The sequence below is a fragment of the Paraburkholderia sp. J11-2 genome (genome assembly GCF_905220185.1).
Lineage (GTDB): Bacteria > Pseudomonadota > Gammaproteobacteria > Burkholderiales > Burkholderiaceae > Paraburkholderia.
On the sequence record NZ_CAJMYY010000018.1, the window covers coordinates 87,567 to 104,281 of the forward strand.

General features: G+C 64.4%; 16 protein-coding genes. 13 read left to right on the forward strand and 3 right to left on the reverse strand.

The window, feature by feature from the left end:
• Positions 1-203 precede the first annotated feature (203 nt).
• The 6 genes from typA to U5A57_RS24570 all read left to right on the forward strand — a co-directional run bounded on the left by typA (position 204) and on the right by U5A57_RS24570 (position 10,033).
• A complete protein-coding gene (gene typA / locus U5A57_RS24545) occupies positions 204-2,030 on the forward strand; it encodes a translational GTPase TypA (RefSeq protein ID WP_321914231.1) in 1,827 nt (608 codons plus the stop codon).
• 340 nt (positions 2,031-2,370) lie between these two features.
• Entirely contained in the window at positions 2,371-5,235 is a 2,865-nt protein-coding gene (locus U5A57_RS24550) for a 2-oxoglutarate dehydrogenase E1 component (RefSeq protein WP_321914232.1), read from the forward strand.
• Positions 5,236-5,353: 118 nt separating this feature from the next.
• Positions 5,354-6,628 carry a 2-oxoglutarate dehydrogenase complex dihydrolipoyllysine-residue succinyltransferase gene (gene odhB, locus U5A57_RS24555; protein ID WP_321914233.1) on the forward strand — a complete coding sequence of 425 codons (1,275 nt, stop codon included), beginning with the start codon at positions 5,354-5,356 and terminating at the stop codon, positions 6,626-6,628.
• Between the two features lie 125 nt (positions 6,629-6,753).
• A complete protein-coding gene (lpdA, locus tag U5A57_RS24560; RefSeq protein WP_321914234.1) occupies positions 6,754-8,184 on the forward strand; it encodes a dihydrolipoyl dehydrogenase in 1,431 nt (476 codons plus the stop codon).
• A gap of 117 nt (positions 8,185-8,301) precedes the next feature.
• Positions 8,302-9,399, forward strand: coding sequence for a cell division protein ZapE (gene zapE / locus U5A57_RS24565; protein ID WP_233881726.1), 1,098 nt, complete (start codon positions 8,302-8,304; stop codon positions 9,397-9,399).
• A gap of 178 nt (positions 9,400-9,577) precedes the next feature.
• Positions 9,578-10,033 carry a transposase gene (locus U5A57_RS24570; RefSeq protein ID WP_321914235.1) on the forward strand — a complete coding sequence of 152 codons (456 nt, stop codon included), beginning with the start codon at positions 9,578-9,580 and terminating at the stop codon, positions 10,031-10,033.
• A gap of 108 nt (positions 10,034-10,141) precedes the next feature.
• Here the strand turns inward: U5A57_RS24570 and U5A57_RS24575 are convergent, their stop codons facing one another.
• A complete protein-coding gene (locus U5A57_RS24575; protein WP_415774658.1) occupies positions 10,142-10,594 on the reverse strand; it encodes a DUF2147 domain-containing protein in 453 nt (150 codons plus the stop codon).
• A gap of 254 nt (positions 10,595-10,848) precedes the next feature.
• On the opposite strand from U5A57_RS24575, the gene U5A57_RS24580 reads away from it, so the two are divergent.
• Together U5A57_RS24580 and U5A57_RS24585 are read left to right on the forward strand one after the other, a co-directional pair.
• Complete coding sequence (locus tag U5A57_RS24580; protein ID WP_415765887.1) at positions 10,849-10,983, forward strand: helix-turn-helix domain-containing protein; 135 nt, start codon at positions 10,849-10,851, stop codon at positions 10,981-10,983.
• Positions 10,984-11,031: 48 nt separating this feature from the next.
• On the forward strand, positions 11,032-11,775 hold the full coding sequence (locus U5A57_RS24585; protein ID WP_321914237.1) for a DUF2968 domain-containing protein: 744 nt from the start codon (positions 11,032-11,034) through the stop codon (positions 11,773-11,775).
• Positions 11,776-11,904: 129 nt separating this feature from the next.
• Here the strand turns inward: U5A57_RS24585 and U5A57_RS24590 are convergent, their stop codons facing one another.
• Positions 11,905-12,093 carry a hypothetical protein gene (locus tag U5A57_RS24590; RefSeq protein ID WP_321914238.1) on the reverse strand — a complete coding sequence of 63 codons (189 nt, stop codon included), beginning with the start codon at positions 12,091-12,093 and terminating at the stop codon, positions 11,905-11,907.
• Between U5A57_RS24590 and U5A57_RS24595 the strand changes: the two genes are divergently transcribed.
• Positions 12,092-12,274 (forward strand): hypothetical protein, encoded by a 183-nt coding sequence (locus tag U5A57_RS24595; protein ID WP_321914239.1) that lies wholly within the window; start codon positions 12,092-12,094, stop codon positions 12,272-12,274. The genes U5A57_RS24590 and U5A57_RS24595 overlap by 2 nt on opposite strands.
• 34 nt (positions 12,275-12,308) lie before the next feature.
• On the opposite strand, the gene hfq is transcribed toward U5A57_RS24595, so the two are convergent.
• Positions 12,309-12,800: an RNA chaperone Hfq gene (hfq, locus tag U5A57_RS24600; protein ID WP_321914240.1), complete on the reverse strand. Its 492-nt coding sequence runs from the start codon at positions 12,798-12,800 to the stop codon at positions 12,309-12,311.
• 621 nt (positions 12,801-13,421) lie between these two features.
• Between hfq and U5A57_RS24605 the strand changes: the two genes are divergently transcribed.
• The 4 genes from U5A57_RS24605 (at position 13,422) to U5A57_RS24620 (ending at position 16,693) form a co-directional block, all read left to right on the forward strand.
• Positions 13,422-13,568: a hypothetical protein gene (locus U5A57_RS24605; protein WP_321914241.1), complete on the forward strand. Its 147-nt coding sequence runs from the start codon at positions 13,422-13,424 to the stop codon at positions 13,566-13,568.
• A gap of 12 nt (positions 13,569-13,580) precedes the next feature.
• A complete protein-coding gene (locus tag U5A57_RS24610) occupies positions 13,581-14,144 on the forward strand; it encodes a sigma-70 family RNA polymerase sigma factor (RefSeq protein ID WP_415765853.1) in 564 nt (187 codons plus the stop codon).
• The gene (locus tag U5A57_RS24615; protein ID WP_415765855.1) at positions 14,141-15,040 is read left to right on the forward strand and encodes an anti-sigma factor family protein; all 900 of its coding nucleotides are present in this window, start codon (positions 14,141-14,143) and stop codon (positions 15,038-15,040) included. The genes U5A57_RS24610 and U5A57_RS24615 overlap by 4 nt, the downstream gene beginning before the upstream one ends.
• 63 nt (positions 15,041-15,103) lie before the next feature.
• Positions 15,104-16,693, forward strand: coding sequence for an FAD-binding oxidoreductase (locus U5A57_RS24620; protein WP_321914242.1), 1,590 nt, complete (start codon positions 15,104-15,106; stop codon positions 16,691-16,693).
• Positions 16,694-16,715 lie beyond the last annotated feature (22 nt).

Below are 16,715 nucleotides of genomic sequence, written 5' to 3' on the forward strand. Positions count from 1 at the left end.
TGCTCCCTGATATGCGCGAGATCAATTCATCTGCGCGTGCTATACTTTCAGGTTCCCAAAGTGCGTCATTGCAGCGATGCTGAATTGACCCGCCGGCGATCGTCCAAGACAGTCGTCCGGCGCGGCTCGAAGCGGCGGCCGCGCGCCCTTGCCGGGCCTGCCAGCAGGGCATGCGCGGCGCACTCAACTGTACCCAGGTTCCTATGTCCCGCGCTCTTCGCAACATCGCCATCATTGCCCACGTCGACCACGGCAAGACCACGCTCGTCGACCAGCTCCTCCGTCAGACTGCCACGTTCCGTGACAACCAGCAGGTCGCCGAGCGCGTGATGGACTCGAACGACATCGAAAAAGAGCGTGGTATCACGATTCTTTCGAAGAACTGCGCGGTCGAGTACGAAGGTACCCACATCAACATCGTCGACACCCCGGGTCACGCCGACTTCGGCGGTGAAGTCGAGCGCGTGCTCTCGATGGTCGACTCGGTGCTGCTGCTCGTCGACGCCGTCGAAGGCCCGATGCCGCAAACGCGCTTCGTGACCAAGAAGGCGCTGGCGCTCGGCCTCAAGCCGATCGTCGTCGTCAACAAGATCGACCGTCCGGGCGCGCGTATCGACTGGGTGATCAACCAGACGTTCGACCTTTTCGACAAGCTCGGCGCGACCGAAGAACAGCTCGACTTCCCGGTTGTCTACGCCTCGGGCCTGAACGGCTACGCTTCGCTGTCGCCGGACGCGCGCGAAGGCGACATGCGTCCCCTCTTCGACGCCGTGCTCGAATACGTGCCGGTTCGCGATGCGGATCCGGAAGGCCCGCTGCAGCTCCAGATCACCTCGCTCGACTACTCGACCTATGTCGGCCGTATCGGCGTGGGCCGCATCAAGCGCGGCCGCATCAAGCCGGGTCAGCCGGTGGCGCTGCGCTTCGGCCCGGAAGGCGAGGTGATGAACCGCAAGATCAACCAGGTGCTGTCGTTCAGCGGCCTCGAGCGCGTGCAGGTCGAATCGGCTGAAGCCGGCGACATCGTGCTGATCAACGGTATTGAAGACATCGGCATTGGCGCCACGATCTGCGCGGTCGACACGCCCGAAGCGCTGCCGATGATCACGGTGGACGAGCCGACGCTCACGATGAACTTCCTCGTGAACTCGTCGCCGCTCGCCGGCCGCGAAGGCAAGTTCGTGACGAGCCGCCAGATCCGCGACCGTCTCACGAAGGAACTGAACCACAACGTTGCGCTGCGCGTGAAGGACACGGGCGACGAAACCACGTTCGAGGTCTCGGGCCGTGGCGAGCTGCACCTCACGATCCTGATCGAAAACATGCGCCGCGAAGGTTACGAGCTGGCCGTGTCGCGTCCGCGCGTGGTGCTGCACGAAGTCGACGGCGTGAAGCAGGAGCCGTACGAAATGCTGACCGTGGACGTCGAAGACGCCCACCAGGGCGGTGTGATGGAAGAGCTGGGCCGCCGCAAGGGCGAAATGCTCGACATGGCTTCGGACGGCCGCGGCCGCACGCGTCTTGAGTACCGTATTCCGGCGCGTGGCCTGATCGGCTTCCAGGGCGAGTTCATGACGCTCACGCGCGGCACGGGCCTGATGAGCCACGTGTTCGACGCTTACGGTCCGGTCAAGGACGGTACGCTCGGCGAGCGCCGCAACGGCGTGCTGATCTCGCAGGACGACGGCGCAGCTGTCGCCTACGCACTGTGGAAGCTGCAGGATCGCGGCCGCATGTTCGTGAAGCCGGGCGACGCGCTGTATGAAGGCATGATCATCGGTATCCATAGCCGCGACAACGACCTCGTCGTGAACCCGATCAAGGGCAAGCAGCTCACCAACGTGCGCGCCTCGGGCACCGACGAAGCCGTGCGCCTCGTGCCGCCGATCCAGATGTCGCTCGAATACGCAGTGGAATTCATCGACGACGACGAACTCGTGGAAGTCACGCCGCAGTCGATCCGTCTGCGCAAGCGTCACCTGAAGGAACACGAGCGTCGCCGCGCGAGCCGCGAAGGCGCTGCCGAGTAATTTGCAGGTTTATTGCTTTTTTGCCGCACTGCAATGCAAACAGACTCACAGAAAAGCCGCCGCTTGATGGGCGGCTTTTTTGCGTCTGGCGGGGATTGCATTGCGCTGCGGGAAGAGAGCATTGCGAATGCCGCAAGAGCCCATATAAATAGGGTTCCCGCGTGGTGTTCGGTCGCATTGCATCCTGTGGCGAGATGCGCATATGCGCTATACTCCGCGGATGCATGATTTAGGTCCTTCCAAGCAGACTTGATTCGCAATCCGCTAAACGGTCAGGCCGTGGCGCGGAAGGTTGAGTAACCCGCTATTTCTCGAGAAACTCGAAGAAAGGTGAGCGTAAATGTCGGAAACGATGAAGCAATTCCAGCTGAACTCCTATTTGTTCGGCGGCAATGCTCCGTATGTCGAAGAGCTATACGAAGCATATCTTGACAACCCTGCGTCCGTTCCGGACCAATGGCGTGAATACTTCGACGCACTGCAAAACGTGCCGTCGTCGAGTGGCACGACCGACAACGACATCGCCCACGGGCCGATCGTCGAGTCGTTTGCCCAGCGCGCAAAAGCCAATGCATTCGTCCCCAAGGGTGGCGGCGAAGACCTCGCAACGGCTCGCAAGCAAGTCTACGTTCAGTCCCTCATCGGCGCATATCGCTTCCTGGGCTCGCAGTGGGCCAATCTGGATCCGCTGAAGCGTCGCGAGCGCCCGCCTATTCCCGAACTCGAACCTGCGTTCTACGACTTCACCGAAGCCGACATGGACCAGACGTTCAGCGCCACGAACCTGTATTTCGGGTTTGAGCGCGCGACGCTGCGCGAGATCGTCAAGGCGCTGCGCGACACGTACTGCGGCACGATCGGCGCCGAGTACATGTACATCAGCGATCCTGAACAAAAGCGCTGGTGGAAGGAGCGTCTCGAGTCGATCCGCTCGACGCCGAGCTTCTCGAACGACAAGAAGAAGCACATCCTGCAGCGCCTGACGGCCGCCGAAGGCCTCGAGCGCTTCCTGCACACCAAGTACGTCGGCCAGAAGCGCTTCTCGCTCGAAGGCGGCGAGTCCTTCATCGCCGCGATGGACGAAGTCGTCCGTCACGCCGGCGCGAAGGGCGTGCAGGAAATCGTCATCGGCATGGCCCACCGTGGCCGTCTGAACGTGCTGGTCAATACGCTCGGCAAGATGCCGGCCGACCTGTTCGCCGAATTCGAAGGCAAGCACGTCGACGACCTGCCGGCTGGCGACGTGAAGTACCACAAGGGCTTCTCGTCGGACGTCGCAACCGAAGGCGGCCCGGTCCACCTGTCGCTCGCGTTCAACCCGTCGCACCTCGAAATCGTCAACCCGGTGGTCGAGGGTTCGGCGAAGGCCCGTATGGATCGCCGCGGCGATGCAGACGGCCTGCAGGTGCTGCCGGTGCAGATCCACGGCGACGCGGCCTTCGCAGGCCAGGGCGTCGTGATGGAAACGCTGAACCTCGCGCAAACGCGCGGTTACGGCACGCACGGCACGCTGCACATCGTCATCAACAACCAGATCGGCTTCACGACCTCGGACCCGCGCGACGCGCGTTCGACGCTGTACTGTACCGACGTGGTCAAGATGATCGAAGCGCCGGTGCTGCACGTGAACGGCGACGATCCGGAAGCGGTCGTGCTGGCGATCCAGCTCGCGGTCGATTTCCGCATGCAGTACCACAAGGATGTCGTGGTCGACATCATCTGCTTCCGCAAGCTCGGCCACAACGAGCAGGACACGCCGGCTGTCACGCAGCCGCTGATGTACAAGACGATCGCGAAGCACCCGGGCACCCGTGCGCTGTACGCCGAGAAGCTCGTGCAGCAGGGCGTGATCACGGCGGAAGACGGCGACAACTACGTCAAGGCCTACCGCGCCGCGATGGACGAAGGCCACCACACGGTCGACCCCGTGCTCTCGAACTACAAGAGCAAGTACGCGGTGGACTGGGTTCCGTTCCTGAACCGCAAGTGGACCGACGCTGCCGACACGGCAGTGCCGCTCGCCGAACTCAAGCGTCTGGCTGAGCGCATCACCACGATCCCCGAGAACTTCAAGGTTCACCCGCTGGTCGAGCGCGTCATCAACGACCGCCGCGCGATGGGCAAGGGCGAAGCGAAGCTCGACTGGGGCATGGGCGAACACCTCGCGTTCGCGTCGCTGGTCGCTTCGGGCTACGCAGTGCGCCTGACGGGCCAGGACTCGGGCCGCGGCACGTTCACGCACCGCCACGCCGTTCTGCACGACCAGAACCGCGAGCGTTGGGACGATGGCACGTACGTGCCGCTGCAAAACATCGGCGAGAACCAGGCGCAGTTCACGGTGATCGACTCGGTGCTGTCGGAAGAGGCCGTGCTCGGCTTCGAATACGGCTACTCGACCGCTGAGCCGAACACGCTCGTCGCGTGGGAAGGCCAGTTCGGCGACTTCGTCAACGGTGCGCAGGTCGTGATCGACCAATTCATCTCGTCGGGCGAAGTGAAGTGGGGCCGCGTTTCGGGTCTCACGATGCTGCTGCCGCACGGCTACGAAGGCCAGGGTCCGGAGCACTCGTCGGCGCGTATCGAGCGTTTCCTGCAGCTGTGCGCCGAGCACAACATGCAGGTCGTTCAGCCGACCACGCCGGCTCAGATCTTCCACGTGCTGCGCCGCCAGATGATCCGCCTGTTCCGCAAGCCGCTCATCATCTTCACGCCGAAGTCGCTGCTGCGTCACAAGGAAGCTGTGTCGGATCTGTCCGAACTCGCGAAGGGCACGTTCCAGCCGGTCATCGGCGAAGTGGACGAAAGCATCGACGCGAAGAAGGTCAAGCGCGTGGTGGCCTGCTCGGGCCGCGTGTACTTCGACCTCGTCGCGCACCGCCGCGAAGCGAAGGCGAACGACGTCGCGATCATCCGTATCGAACAGCTCTATCCGTTCGCGCACAAGCAGTTCGAAGCGGAGCTGAAGAAGTACGACAACGCGACCGAAGTGGTGTGGGTGCAGGACGAGCCGCAGAATCAGGGCCCGTGGTTCTACATCGAGCACCACCTGAAGGAAGGCATGAAGGAAGGCATGAAGCTCGCGTACAGCGGCCGTCCTGCTTCCGCATCGCCGGCTGTTGGCTACTACGCGAAGCACTACGAGCAGCAGAAGACGCTGATCGAAGGTGCATTCGGCCGCCTGAAGGGCGCGCAGGTCGCGAAGTAAGCACTAGAGCAACCGAACCGGGAAAGCGTGTGAATTCAAGGCACGCTTTCCCGCGCTCAAGTGCGCGACCCGGTTCGTCATACGGGGATGTCCCCGAAAAAGTATTCAGGAAAATCACATGGCTATCGTAGAAGTGAAGGTCCCGCAGTTTTCGGAGTCGGTGTCGGAAGGCACGATGCTGCAGTGGAAGAAGAAGCCGGGCGAAGCGATCGCTCAGGACGAAGTCGTCATCGAGATCGAAACCGATAAAGTCGTGCTCGAAGTGCCCGCGCCGGCAGCCGGCGTGCTGGCCGAGATCCTCGTTGGCGACGGCGCAACCGTCGAGAGCGAACAGGTGATCGCAAAGATCGACACGGAAGCCAAGGCTGGCGCCGCTGCAGCGCCCGCAGCCGCTGCCGCTCCGGCTGCTGCCGCGGCTCCCGCAGCCGCACCGGCTGCTGCTGTCGCCGCATCGACGGCCAGCAGCACCGTGGCATCGCCCGCAGCGTCGAAGCTGATGGCGGAAAAGGGTCTGTCGGGCGGCGACGTCGCCGGCACGGGCCGTGACGGCCGCATCACGAAGCAAGACGTGCTCGGCGCTGGCGCACCGAAGGCCGCTCCGGCCGCTGCACCGGCTGCCAAATCCGCTGCTGCTGCGAAGCCCTCGCTGCCGCAAGTCAACGCACCGGCATCGGCTGCGAACTGGCTCAACGACCGCCCGGAACAGCGCGTGCCGATGTCGCGTCTGCGTGCGCGTATCGCCGAGCGTCTGCTCGAGTCGCAGCAAACCAACGCCATCCTCACGACGTTCAACGAAGTGAACATGGCGCCGGTCATGGACCTGCGCAACAAGTACAAGGACAAGTTCGAGAAGGAACACGGCGTGAAGCTCGGCTTCATGTCGTTCTTCGTGAAGGCTGCGGTTCACGCCCTCAAGAAGTTCCCGCTCGTCAACGCGTCGATCGACGGCAACGACATCGTCTACCACGGCTACTTCGACATCGGTATCGCTGTCGGCTCGCCGCGTGGTCTGGTGGTGCCCATCCTGCGTAACGCAGACCAGATGAGCCTCGCCGACATCGAGAAGAAGATCGCCGAATTCGGCCAGAAAGCCAAGGACGGCAAGCTGTCGATCGAAGAAATGACGGGTGGTACGTTCTCGATCTCGAACGGCGGTGTGTTCGGCTCGATGCTCTCGACCCCGATCATCAACCCGCCGCAGTCGGCGATCCTCGGCGTGCACGCCACGAAGGAACGCGCTGTGGTCGAGAACGGCCAGATCGTGATCCGCCCGATGAACTACCTCGCGATGTCGTACGACCACCGCATCATCGACGGCCGCGAAGCCGTCCTGTCGCTGGTCGCAATGAAGGACGCGCTGGAAGATCCGGCTCGTCTGCTGCTCGACCTGTAATTCGCGTTGTAGCGCGAGCCAGGGCTCACGTCCTGCTCGCGCATCCAGTCTCACACTGAGCGCCTCGCGCGCGGTTTCCGGAAGCCGGACACCGCGCTTGGCGCTCACGTCTCGAAAGGATGACCATGTCCAAAGAATTTGACGTCGTCGTGATCGGCGCCGGCCCCGGCGGCTATATCGCGGCGATCCGCGCCGCCCAGCTCGGCAAGTCGGTTGCGTGTATCGAAAAATGGAAGAACCCGGCCGGCGCGCTGAAGCTCGGCGGCACGTGCCTGAACGTCGGCTGCATTCCGTCGAAGGCGCTGCTCGCCTCGTCGGAAGAGTTCGAGAACGCCCAGCATCACCTCGTTGACCACGGCATCAGCGTGGGCGACGTGAAGATCGACGTCGCGAAGATGCTCGCCCGCAAGGAAGGCATCGTCGAGAAGATGACGAAGGGTATCGAGTTCCTGTTCCGCAAGAACAAGATCACGTGGCTCAAGGGCCACGGCAAGTTCACCGGCAAGACCGACGCCGGCGTGCAGATCGAAGTGAGCGGCGAAGGCGAAACCGAAGTCGTCACGGCGAAGAACGTGATCATCGCGACGGGCTCGAAGGCGCGTCATCTGCCGGGCATCCCGGTCGACAACAAGATCGTCGCCGACAACGAAGGCGCGCTCTCGTTCGACACCGTGCCGAAGAAGCTGGCCGTGATCGGCGCCGGCGTGATCGGTCTGGAGCTGGGCTCGGTGTGGCGTCGTCTGGGCGCGGAAGTGACCGTGCTCGAAGCGCTGCCGGAATTCCTCGGCGCGGCTGACGTTGCGCTCTCGAAGGAAGCCGCCAAGCTCTTCAAGAAGCAGGGTCTCGACATTCACGTTGGCGTGAAGGTCGGTGAAGTGAAGGCGACGGACAAGAATGTCACGATCAACTACACGGACAAGGACGGCAACGCGCAAGTGCTCGAAGCCGACCGCCTGATCGTGTCGGTTGGCCGCGTGCCGAACACCGATAACCTCGGTCTCGAAGCGATCGGCCTGAAGGCCAACGAGCGCGGCTTCATCGACGTGGACGACCACTGCGCCACGAGCGTGCCGAACGTCTACGCGATCGGCGACGTGGTGCGCGGCCCGATGCTCGCGCACAAGGCCGAAGACGAAGGCGTGCTGGTGGCCGAGATCATCGACGGCCAGAAGCCGCATATCGACTACAACTGCATTCCGTGGGTGATCTACACGGAACCGGAAATCGCATGGGTCGGCAAGACGGAGCAGCAGCTCAAGGCCGAAGGCCGCGACATCAAGACGGGCCAGTTCCCGTTCATGGCGAACGGCCGCGCGCTTGGCATCAACAAGGCCGACGGCTTCGTGAAGATGATCGCCGACGCCAAGACCGACGAGCTGCTCGGCGTGCACATCATCTCGGCCAACGCATCGGACCTGATCGCGGAAGCCGTGGTGGCGATGGAATTCAAGGCTGCCGCCGAAGACATTGGCCGCATCTGCCATCCGCACCCGTCGTTGTCTGAAGTCATGCGCGAAGCAGCACTCGCGACTGACAAGCGCGCGCTCAACATGTAAGAGCGCCAGGGGCAGGGCGGCCGGCTTTTTTGGCCGCCCTGCCTCGATGTACCAGCATCACGTACGGAGGCGGGTGGGCGTTTGCCCTCCCGCCTTTCCTCATTTGCGGCCCACAAAATGAACGTCACCGAATACTACGAAAACGAACTGCAGAAGCGGGGATACAAGCCCGATACGGCGCAACGCGCCGCGATCGACCGGCTGCAGCGGTGCTACGACGAGTGGGCGGCATACAAGTCGCGGCGTTCGAACGCGCTCAAGAAGTTTCTGATTCACCCGGACCTGCCACGCGGCGTGTACATGTGGGGCGGTGTCGGGCGTGGCAAGAGCTTCCTGATGGACAGCTTCTATGCGGTGGTGCCGCTGCAGCGCAAGACGCGTCTGCACTTTCACGAATTCATGCGCGAGGTGCACCGCGAGCTCGAAGAGCTCAAGGGCCAGGCCGATCCGCTCGACGAACTCGCGCGCCGCATTGCGAAGCGTTATCGCCTGATCTGCTTCGACGAATTCCACGTCTCGGACATCGCCGATGCGATGATCCTCTACCGTCTGCTCGACCGCCTCTTTGAGAACGGCGTGCAGTTCGTGATGACGTCCAACTACGATCCCGATCTGCTCTATCCCGATGGCCTGCATCGCGACCGCATGCTGCCCGCGATCGAGCTGATCAAGAGCAAGCTCGACGTGCTCAACGTCGACGCGGGCGTCGACTATCGGCAGCGCACGCTGGCGCAGGTCGAGGTCTATCACACGCCGCTCGGCGCGGCTGCCGACAAGGCGTTGCGCCACTCGTTCGCAGAGCTTGCTGCCGTGCCCGACGAAAGCCCGCTACTGCGCATCGAGAAGCGCGAACTCAAGGCGTTGCGCAAGGCCGACGGCGTGGTGTGGTTCGATTTCGCGACGCTGTGCGGCGGTCCGCGCTCGCAGAACGATTATCTGGAACTGGCGAGCCGCTTTCACGCCGTGATCCTCTCAGGCGTCCCGCAGATGACGCCGCGCATGCAGTCCGAAGCGCGCCGCTTTACGTGGCTCATCGACGTGTTCTACGACCACAAGGTCAAGCTGTTGATGTCGGCCGCCGTGCCGCCCGAAGAACTCTACGTGGAAGGCCCGATGGCCAACGAGTTCACGCGCACGGTGTCGCGTATCGTCGAAATGCAGTCGAAGGAATATCTCGAAACGCCGCGCCGCATTGTCGATACGGCGCTGACCTGACGGCACGGCGCCCGCACCGCGCGTGCGGGTTGTGGGCGCATGCGCGGCGACACACTGGCATCAGGCCAGTCTCGAAATAGCGCTGCGGCACCTTTTTCAAGATTCGGACTCGTCTGATAGGGACGGCGAGGGCGAGTGGATATCGTTTGTCGGTACAGCTTCTGACAAAGGACTCTCCATGACCCCGCATCGCGATATTACCGACGAAGAATGGCAGCGCGTGATGCTGCTCCTGCCCGAACTGCGCCCGCGCACCGAATTGCGCGGCCGGCCGCTTGCCAACACGCGCTCGGTGCTCAACGGCGTACTGTGGATCATGTATAGCGGCGCGACCTGGTCGGCCATGCCGCGCCGCTACCCTTCGTATCAAACCTGCCATCGCCGCTTCAAGACCTGGCACGACAATGGCGTGCTCAAGCGCGTGATGGGCGAATTGTTCGGCGAAGAGGGCGTGACGTTGTGCGACACCATCGAAACGCGCATGCGCAAGCACGTGAGTCGCGCCGAAAAAGCGGCGCGCAGGCAGGAAGCGGCACGCAACACGCCGCGCAATTCGCCGTTCGTACCGGTGGCGCCCGCGTCCGCGCCATCGCAGCCATTCAACTATCGCTCTGTGTATCGTCACACGGCGTAACGCCAGCGCGTATCAAACTCCGGCCGAAGCGGCGCATGTGCCCGCTTCGGCCGGTTTCGTCTCTCAGGTTCCCTTGCGGTTTGCGCGCCGGTTCTTAGCTCAATCCGTTCACTGCTGGCGCACCCACGTTTGCGAGCGGCCAAGCAGCGAAATGCCCAAATAGCCACGCACGACGAGTTTCTGGCCACCGTCTTCCGTATGCATCTTGCAGCGGTAGATCTTGCCGTTCTCGGGGTCGAGAATGTGGCCGCCGTCATAACCTTCGTCGGTTTTCTTCATGCTGTCGATGATCGTCATGCCGAGGATCAACTGGTCCTTGCGTGCGTCGGTGCAGGCCGTGCAGCGCCGGTCGGGCTGGTCATTCGCGCTGAGTCCCTTGATGACCTTGCCACTTAGATCACCGTTGGCGTCGGCGCTGATCTGCACGAGCGCCTTCGGTTGGCCGGTGTGATCGTCGATCGTCTGCCAGACGCCGACAGGCGTGTCGCTCTGCGCGTGCGCGGCGAGCGCGCTGCACAGCAGTGCGCTCGCAAGCGCGACACGGCGCGCCGTGCGTCCCATGAATCGGCTCATGTCTTCCTCCACTGATGTTGTTTGTCATGTCGATGCTGCCCATGCGGCGCGACTGGCACGCCGCAAGGTGAGGGCAGGATACTGGAAAGGATCGCGCGCGTTTGAGAGAAGGCACTCTAGTTTGTCCGGCTGCGGGGCGCCGCATCCGGTCGACAACCGGTTGGCGGCTAAACGTGCCGTTTGCGTCGGGGGCACAGCGCCCGCCGTTCGCGAGACATGATCGAACGCACTTTCCGCTCTGTGTGGCGCTGGACCAAAACGGCCGTCGGCGCAAGGACACCGCACAATTCCTCGGAATTTCTCGCAAAGTGTTGTGGGAAAAGATACGTAATCGGCAAATTTTCTACGAGCGACCCGAAACACGTGAAAGTGAGTAATAATTGTGCCGATTTGTAAAAATTAGAACTGTTCAAAGCAGGTACTACATGGACTACAAGTGGAGAGTTCGTCGCACCGCCTTGGCGGTGCTGGTGTTAGTCGGGGGTATCGGTACGGGCTGCGCACAGACGCCGCCTGACAATCCAGCAGTAGCGGCGCCCGTAGCACAGACCACCGCCGCACCCGCAGTGCAGGACGAGCAGGTAGCAACCGCTGCGTTGCCTACGGCAGCGAGCGTAGCGACCCAGCCAGGCGTACTCACGCCGGATGAAGCGAAGCAGAACGCCGCAGGCAACGTTGCCGAACTGCAGCAGATGCTGCGAGGTTCGGATCTCGCCGAGTTGCGTACGACGTACAACGGCTCGTATGGCGCGAGCTTGCTGTTTTACGGCAAGGAAATGACGTACTACGTCACGCTGTTCCAGAACAAGACGTTCTGGCGCGTGATCAAGACGAGCGACGAGACGCGTGCTGAAGCGATCTATCGCGACTTCGCGATGAAGTCGGGGCAGCTTGCCGAAGTGGAAATCCGCCGCACGCGCCTTGAAGCGCAGAAGGCGTTCACGGACCGCATGATCGCGCTCACGCAGGATCATGCGAACCGGCTCCAGGCGGATCTGGCCATCGCGCGCGAACAGCAGGCACTCGTCGCGGACCAGCAGAAGCAGGGCCGCGATCAGGCGAACGCGTTGCAGGCGCAGAAGACGGCCGCCCAGGCGCAACTGCGCACGGTGCAGCGTCAGGTGCGCGAGTTGCAGCAACAGGTTGAAGGCGGTTTGCCGATCCGCTGATCAACAGTACGCGGTATGGCCTGGGCGCCTGTTTGCGTCCAGCCTTGCGAGACTGCAGATGCGACACGCAAAAGGCGGAGCGCCAATGGCGCTCCGCCTTTTTTCATGCTGCGACCGTGCCGGGCGCGCTCAGTGCTTGCCGTGGCGATGCGTGTCGCGGCCCTTGTGGGATTCGTCTGCGGAATGCGGCTTGGGTTGCGAGCGGGTGGGCGTAGGGTCCACGGCGATCGGATCGCTCGCGGGGAAGGTTTCGTCGAGTGCTTCGTCGAGCGGGTCTTCCTGCGAGGGCTGCGGGGCTTTCGGCTTGGATGCGCTCATGGCGGTCTCCCTGGCGATAGGCGTCATGTTCAGAATAACGCAAAGCCAGGATCGTGACCGTGAGCGACGACCGCCAGGCCGATTCGAGGCGCAGAACGAGGCGCAGAAGCGCAACTGCGTTGAACTCGACGAAGCGCGCGCAAAAGAGCGGGCGCGCCGTGGCGCGCCCGTACTGTTCTGAAAAACTGCGCGGCGTGCAGCCAGCGCGCAGCGGCTTAGCTGTTGCCCGAGCCTTCGCCGCCGTTGCCGCCGTTATTCACCGCGCCGTAGAGGCGGCGGCGGCGCGTGACGACGACCGGGCCGTCCTGGGACGCACGGTCGTTGCCCGGTGCACCCGAGGGTGCACCGGACGGCGCCGACCAGTTTTCGCGCGGCTCGCGCGATTCACGCGGTTCTCGTTGTTCACGCGGACCATGGCCGCCATGGCTGCCGTGCGGGCCGCGGCTCGTATGCTCGCCGTGCGAGCTGCGAGCGCCGCCCGGGCGCGGACCCGGCCGGGTGCCGGTGTCGAGCTGGATGGTCGAAATGGCGCGCTTGTAGATGCCTTGCAGGCCAACGGGCGTGCGCAGCATCACCAGGTACTGATCGAACGACTCGATGCATCCGGTCAGGCGAATGCCGTTGACCAGATAGATTTCGACGCGCTTTCTTTCCTTACGCGCGGCGTTCATGAAGTCGTTTTGCGGGTGCGATTCTGCGGAAGGCATGGACTAGATTTGGCCAGGCGGCGCAATGCCGCAATCAGTTGGAAACGTTTGCTCGCCGCGATTCTACCTTGTGTCGGCGAAGCGCGCGTGCGGGGAATAAGCTTACTGCAGAACTATACCGGCTCGCGGCCGCAACCGCAGATTGACGAAAAATGCATCGCTGCGTCCCTTGTCGTCGGCCGCTGGGAAGCGAGCGCCCGGATGACAGGTTGCAATGTTCAGCGACAGTGGTTTTCGAGGGCGAGACCTGCTGACGATATGTCACTCGTGTTGTCAGACCCGTGACGTTTCGACGCGCATGCGCTCACCCTCACAGCGTAGTCCATGACGGCCGGCCATGCTCGACCGATTCGCGGCCGGCTTGAAGCTTGGTACCGCGGCGCATCGCTCGCCTGCACGACGCATGTCGATCCGCTTGCGACGATTCTCGCGGTGCGCGAGGGCTGCGTTCCGTGCGGCGGCGCACGTCGGAGCGCCGTATTGGCACTTTATTGGCACCTGGTCGGCCGTGGATGGCGGGCGCGGCGGCGCACGAAAAGCGAAATCGCTGCTTGCGCGGAATAAGCGCACCGGCTGCAACGTTTTACGCGATATCGGCGATGGACCTCAATGGAGGGGATCATGGAGCGGTTTCGCAAAATTCTTGCGTATGTCGTCTGGGCGGCGCTGGCCGGCGTTGCGGGTGCAGGCCTGACTGCTTGTGGCGACATGAATCCGGGCGGGGCGTCGTCGACCAGCTCGGGCGGTTCGTCGGGCGGTGGCTACTGAGCGGCGTGCGGCGTGTTGCTTCAACCGTCGCCGGAGTTCGAGGCACAGGTCGTGGCGCAACTCGCGCCGATGCGACGCTACGCGCGCGCCCTGACCGGCGACGCCGCGTGGGCTGACGACCTCGTGCAGGACGCCGCGGAGCGCGCGCTCTCGCGCTGGACTTCGTTTCGCCCGCAAAGCAATCTGCGCGCGTGGCTGTTCACGATCCTGCGCCATCTCTACATCGACCAGTTGCGCGGCCGGCGCGAGATCGCAGTAGACGACGAAGCCGCGCCGTGGCGCACGCTCGAAGCGCCGCACGGCGAAGTGGATGGTCTCGTGCTGCGCGATCTGCAGCGGGCGCTCTATGCCTTGCCGGCGGCGCAGCGCGAGGTGCTGCTGCTCGTGTGTGTGGAGGAGTTGAGCTACAGCGAGGCGTCGGCGGTGCTCGGGGTGCCGGCAGGCACGGTGATGTCGCGCCTCTCGCGGGCGCGCGAGCATCTGCGCGCGTTGCTCGATACGGGCCCGGTGCAGGATCCGGGCCGCGAGTCGGCGCAACGCGCGGCGCCGCTCAGGGTGGTGGGGACGCTACGATGAATGACGACGATCTCGGCCACGAACGCGATGGCGCGCCGCCTGGTGCCCCTGACAGCGGCGCTGAAGAGGATCTTGCGATGCTGGGCGCTTTCGTCGACGGCGAACTGCCCGCGGGCGAGCGCGAAGCGCTGCAGGCGCACCTCGCGAACGATCCGCGCGCGGCGGCGCGTGTCGCGGCCTGGCGCGCGCAGAAGGCCGCGCTGAAGGCCTTGTGCGAAGGCTCGCGCGTGTCTGGCGAGGGTGAGGTGCCCGGTGCCGACGCCGCCGCCGCCACGCCTGCCGTGCTCGTGCTGCGTCCGCGCGTGCCGTGGTGGTGGCGCGCGGGTATCGCGGCGGCGTGGGTGGCCGTGGGCGCAGGGCTCTCGGTGACGGCCGCCCTGGTCGTGCCGCAGTTCGCGGGTCTCGCGCCAGAACGGGTCGCCGATTCGGCGCCGGGGGCCGTGCGCCGCGAAACGCCCGAAGCGTTCGCGCGCCGCGCCGACATTGCCTATGCCGTCTATTCGCCGGAGCAGCGGCATCCCGTGGAAGTGGGTGCCGCCGACGAGGCGCATCTCGTCGCGTGGCTCTCGAAGCGCCTCGGCAAGCCGCTTTCGGTGCCGTCGCTCGCGGAGTATGGTTATACGCTCGTAGGCGGACGTCTGTTGCCCGGCAACACGGGTCCGGCGGCGCAGTTCATGTACGAGAACGATGCGGGTGAGCGCCTCACGCTCTACGTGGCCGGTTCGGCCGCGGAGCGTGACCCCGTGCGTCTCTTGCGCGACGGCAATCGCCGCACGTTCTACTGGAGCACCGAACGCACGGGCTATGCGCTTTCGGGGCCGCAGACAGAACCGAAGCTGCACGAGATCGCGCTGGAGGTCTGCGGCGCGCTGGGCGGCAAGCCCGGGCAGTGGTGACAATGGTTTCGATGAGCGACGTTAGCGGAGCGGGCCGATGAACGACGCCAGCAGAGCGGGCCGATGAGCGACGCCGCGCCGACCTTGCCACCCGGCATCGACGAGGCCCGTTTCGCGCGTGCGCTCGCCGCGTTCGAAGGCATTGTCGGGGCGCCGAACGTCTGCCGCGGCGGCGCCTCGCTCGAGCCGTATTTCGACCCGTTCGTGCCGGTTGCCGATGCCCATGCCTTCGCGCCGTCGGCCGCGATCCTCCCCGCGAATGTCGAAGAGATCCGCGCGATCCTGCGCGTGGCGAACGAAACGCGCGTGCCGCTCTGGACCGTTTCCACGGGACGCAACTTCGCCTATGGCGGCGCCGCACCGCGCCTGGCGGGCTCGGTCGTGCTCGACCTGCAGCGCCTGAACCGCATTCTCGAAGTCGACGAGCGTCTCGCGTGGGCGCGCGTCGAGCCTGGCGTGAGTTACTTCGATCTGCATGCGCACCTGCGTGAGCAGCATCTGCGCCTGTGGGTCGATCCGCCCGCAGCGGGCTGGGGCAGCGTGGTGGGCAACACGCTCGAGCGCGGCTTCGGCACGACCGCCTACGGCGACCACGCCGCGTCGCAGTGCGGCATGGAAGTCGTGCTCGCCAACGGCGACGTGGTACGCACCGGCATGGGGGCGATCGAAAACGGCACGGCGTGGCAACTTTACAGGCCGGGCTACGGGCCGTCGTTCGACGCGCTCTTCACGCAGTCGAACTACGGCGTCGTCACGAAGATGGGACTCTGGCTCATGCCGGCGCCGCAGGCGTTCGTGATTGGCGAGATCCAGTTTGCGCGCGAGGACGATCTCGGCGTGCTCGTCGATACGCTGCGCGCACTGCAGCTCGGCGGCACGATACGGCAGCACGCCGCGATCGAAGGCGCAATCCGGCGTGCCGCGAGCCTTGCGCCACGCTCGCGCTGGTACGAAGGCGAGGGCGCGATGCCCGAGGCCGCTGTCGCCGCCATGCAGCGCGACTTGGGCGTCGGCCGCTGGAATTTGCACTACGCGCTTTATGGCGCGCCCGAGGTAATCGACATGGAGCGGCGCATTGTCGAGCGTGCGTTCGCTGGTGTACCTGGCGTGCGTTTTTCTGCGCGGCGCTATGTGGAAGGCGAAGAACCGCAGGGTGGCGCGGATCGCAATCTCGCGGGCATTCCGGCGATGAGCGCGTTTCGCATGCTCGACTGGCGCGGCGGCGAGGGCGCGCATGTGGACTTCTCGCCGCTATGTCCCGCCGACGGCCGCGACGCGCTGCGCCAGTATGCGCTCGTCAAGGCGCGCGCGGCCGAGTACGGTTTCGATTACTACGGCGGTTTCACCGCGGCGGGGCGCTATCTGCATCATGTATTCGCGGCGATCTTCGCGCGCGAGCGCCGTGACGACGCGGCGCGCGCGGGTGACCTGCTACGCGCGCTGATGAGCGACGCGGGCGCGGCCGGCTACGGCGTATACCGTTCGCATCTGCTCTACATGGATTACGCCGCGGCGCAGTACGCGTTTAACGACGGCGCGCTGTTGCGGCTCGCGCAAACCGTGAAGGATGCGCTCGATCCACAGGGCGTGCTCTCGCCGGGCAAGCAGGGCGTCTGGCCCGCGGCGTGGCGCGCGCAACGCGGCTATACGTGATCGATTCACTTCAGGACTGCGT

Bases quoted from the DNA above. Each gene is read 5' to 3' on its own strand.
- U5A57_RS24575 (WP_415774658.1), bottom strand. From the start codon at position 10,594: ATGGGACGCACGGCGCGCCGTGTCGCGCTTGCGAGCGCACTGCTGTGC.
- U5A57_RS24550 (WP_321914232.1), top strand. From the start codon at position 2,371: ATGTCGGAAACGATGAAGCAATTCCAGCTGAACTCCTATTTGTTCGGC.
- U5A57_RS24595 (WP_321914239.1), top strand. From the start codon at position 12,092: ATGGCGGTCTCCCTGGCGATAGGCGTCATGTTCAGAATAACGCAAAGC.
- U5A57_RS24615 (WP_415765855.1), top strand. From the start codon at position 14,141: ATGAATGACGACGATCTCGGCCACGAACGCGATGGCGCGCCGCCTGGT.
- U5A57_RS24605 (WP_321914241.1), top strand. From the start codon at position 13,422: ATGGAGCGGTTTCGCAAAATTCTTGCGTATGTCGTCTGGGCGGCGCTG.
- zapE (WP_233881726.1), top strand. From the start codon at position 8,302: ATGAACGTCACCGAATACTACGAAAACGAACTGCAGAAGCGGGGATAC.
- hfq (WP_321914240.1), bottom strand. From the start codon at position 12,800: ATGCCTTCCGCAGAATCGCACCCGCAAAACGACTTCATGAACGCCGCG.
- U5A57_RS24585 (WP_321914237.1), top strand. From the start codon at position 11,032: ATGGACTACAAGTGGAGAGTTCGTCGCACCGCCTTGGCGGTGCTGGTG.
- typA (WP_321914231.1), top strand. From the start codon at position 204: ATGTCCCGCGCTCTTCGCAACATCGCCATCATTGCCCACGTCGACCAC.
- U5A57_RS24570 (WP_321914235.1), top strand. From the start codon at position 9,578: ATGACCCCGCATCGCGATATTACCGACGAAGAATGGCAGCGCGTGATG.
- U5A57_RS24590 (WP_321914238.1), bottom strand. From the start codon at position 12,093: ATGAGCGCATCCAAGCCGAAAGCCCCGCAGCCCTCGCAGGAAGACCCG.
- U5A57_RS24620 (WP_321914242.1), top strand. From the start codon at position 15,104: ATGAGCGACGCCGCGCCGACCTTGCCACCCGGCATCGACGAGGCCCGT.
- odhB (WP_321914233.1), top strand. From the start codon at position 5,354: ATGGCTATCGTAGAAGTGAAGGTCCCGCAGTTTTCGGAGTCGGTGTCG.
- lpdA (WP_321914234.1), top strand. From the start codon at position 6,754: ATGTCCAAAGAATTTGACGTCGTCGTGATCGGCGCCGGCCCCGGCGGC.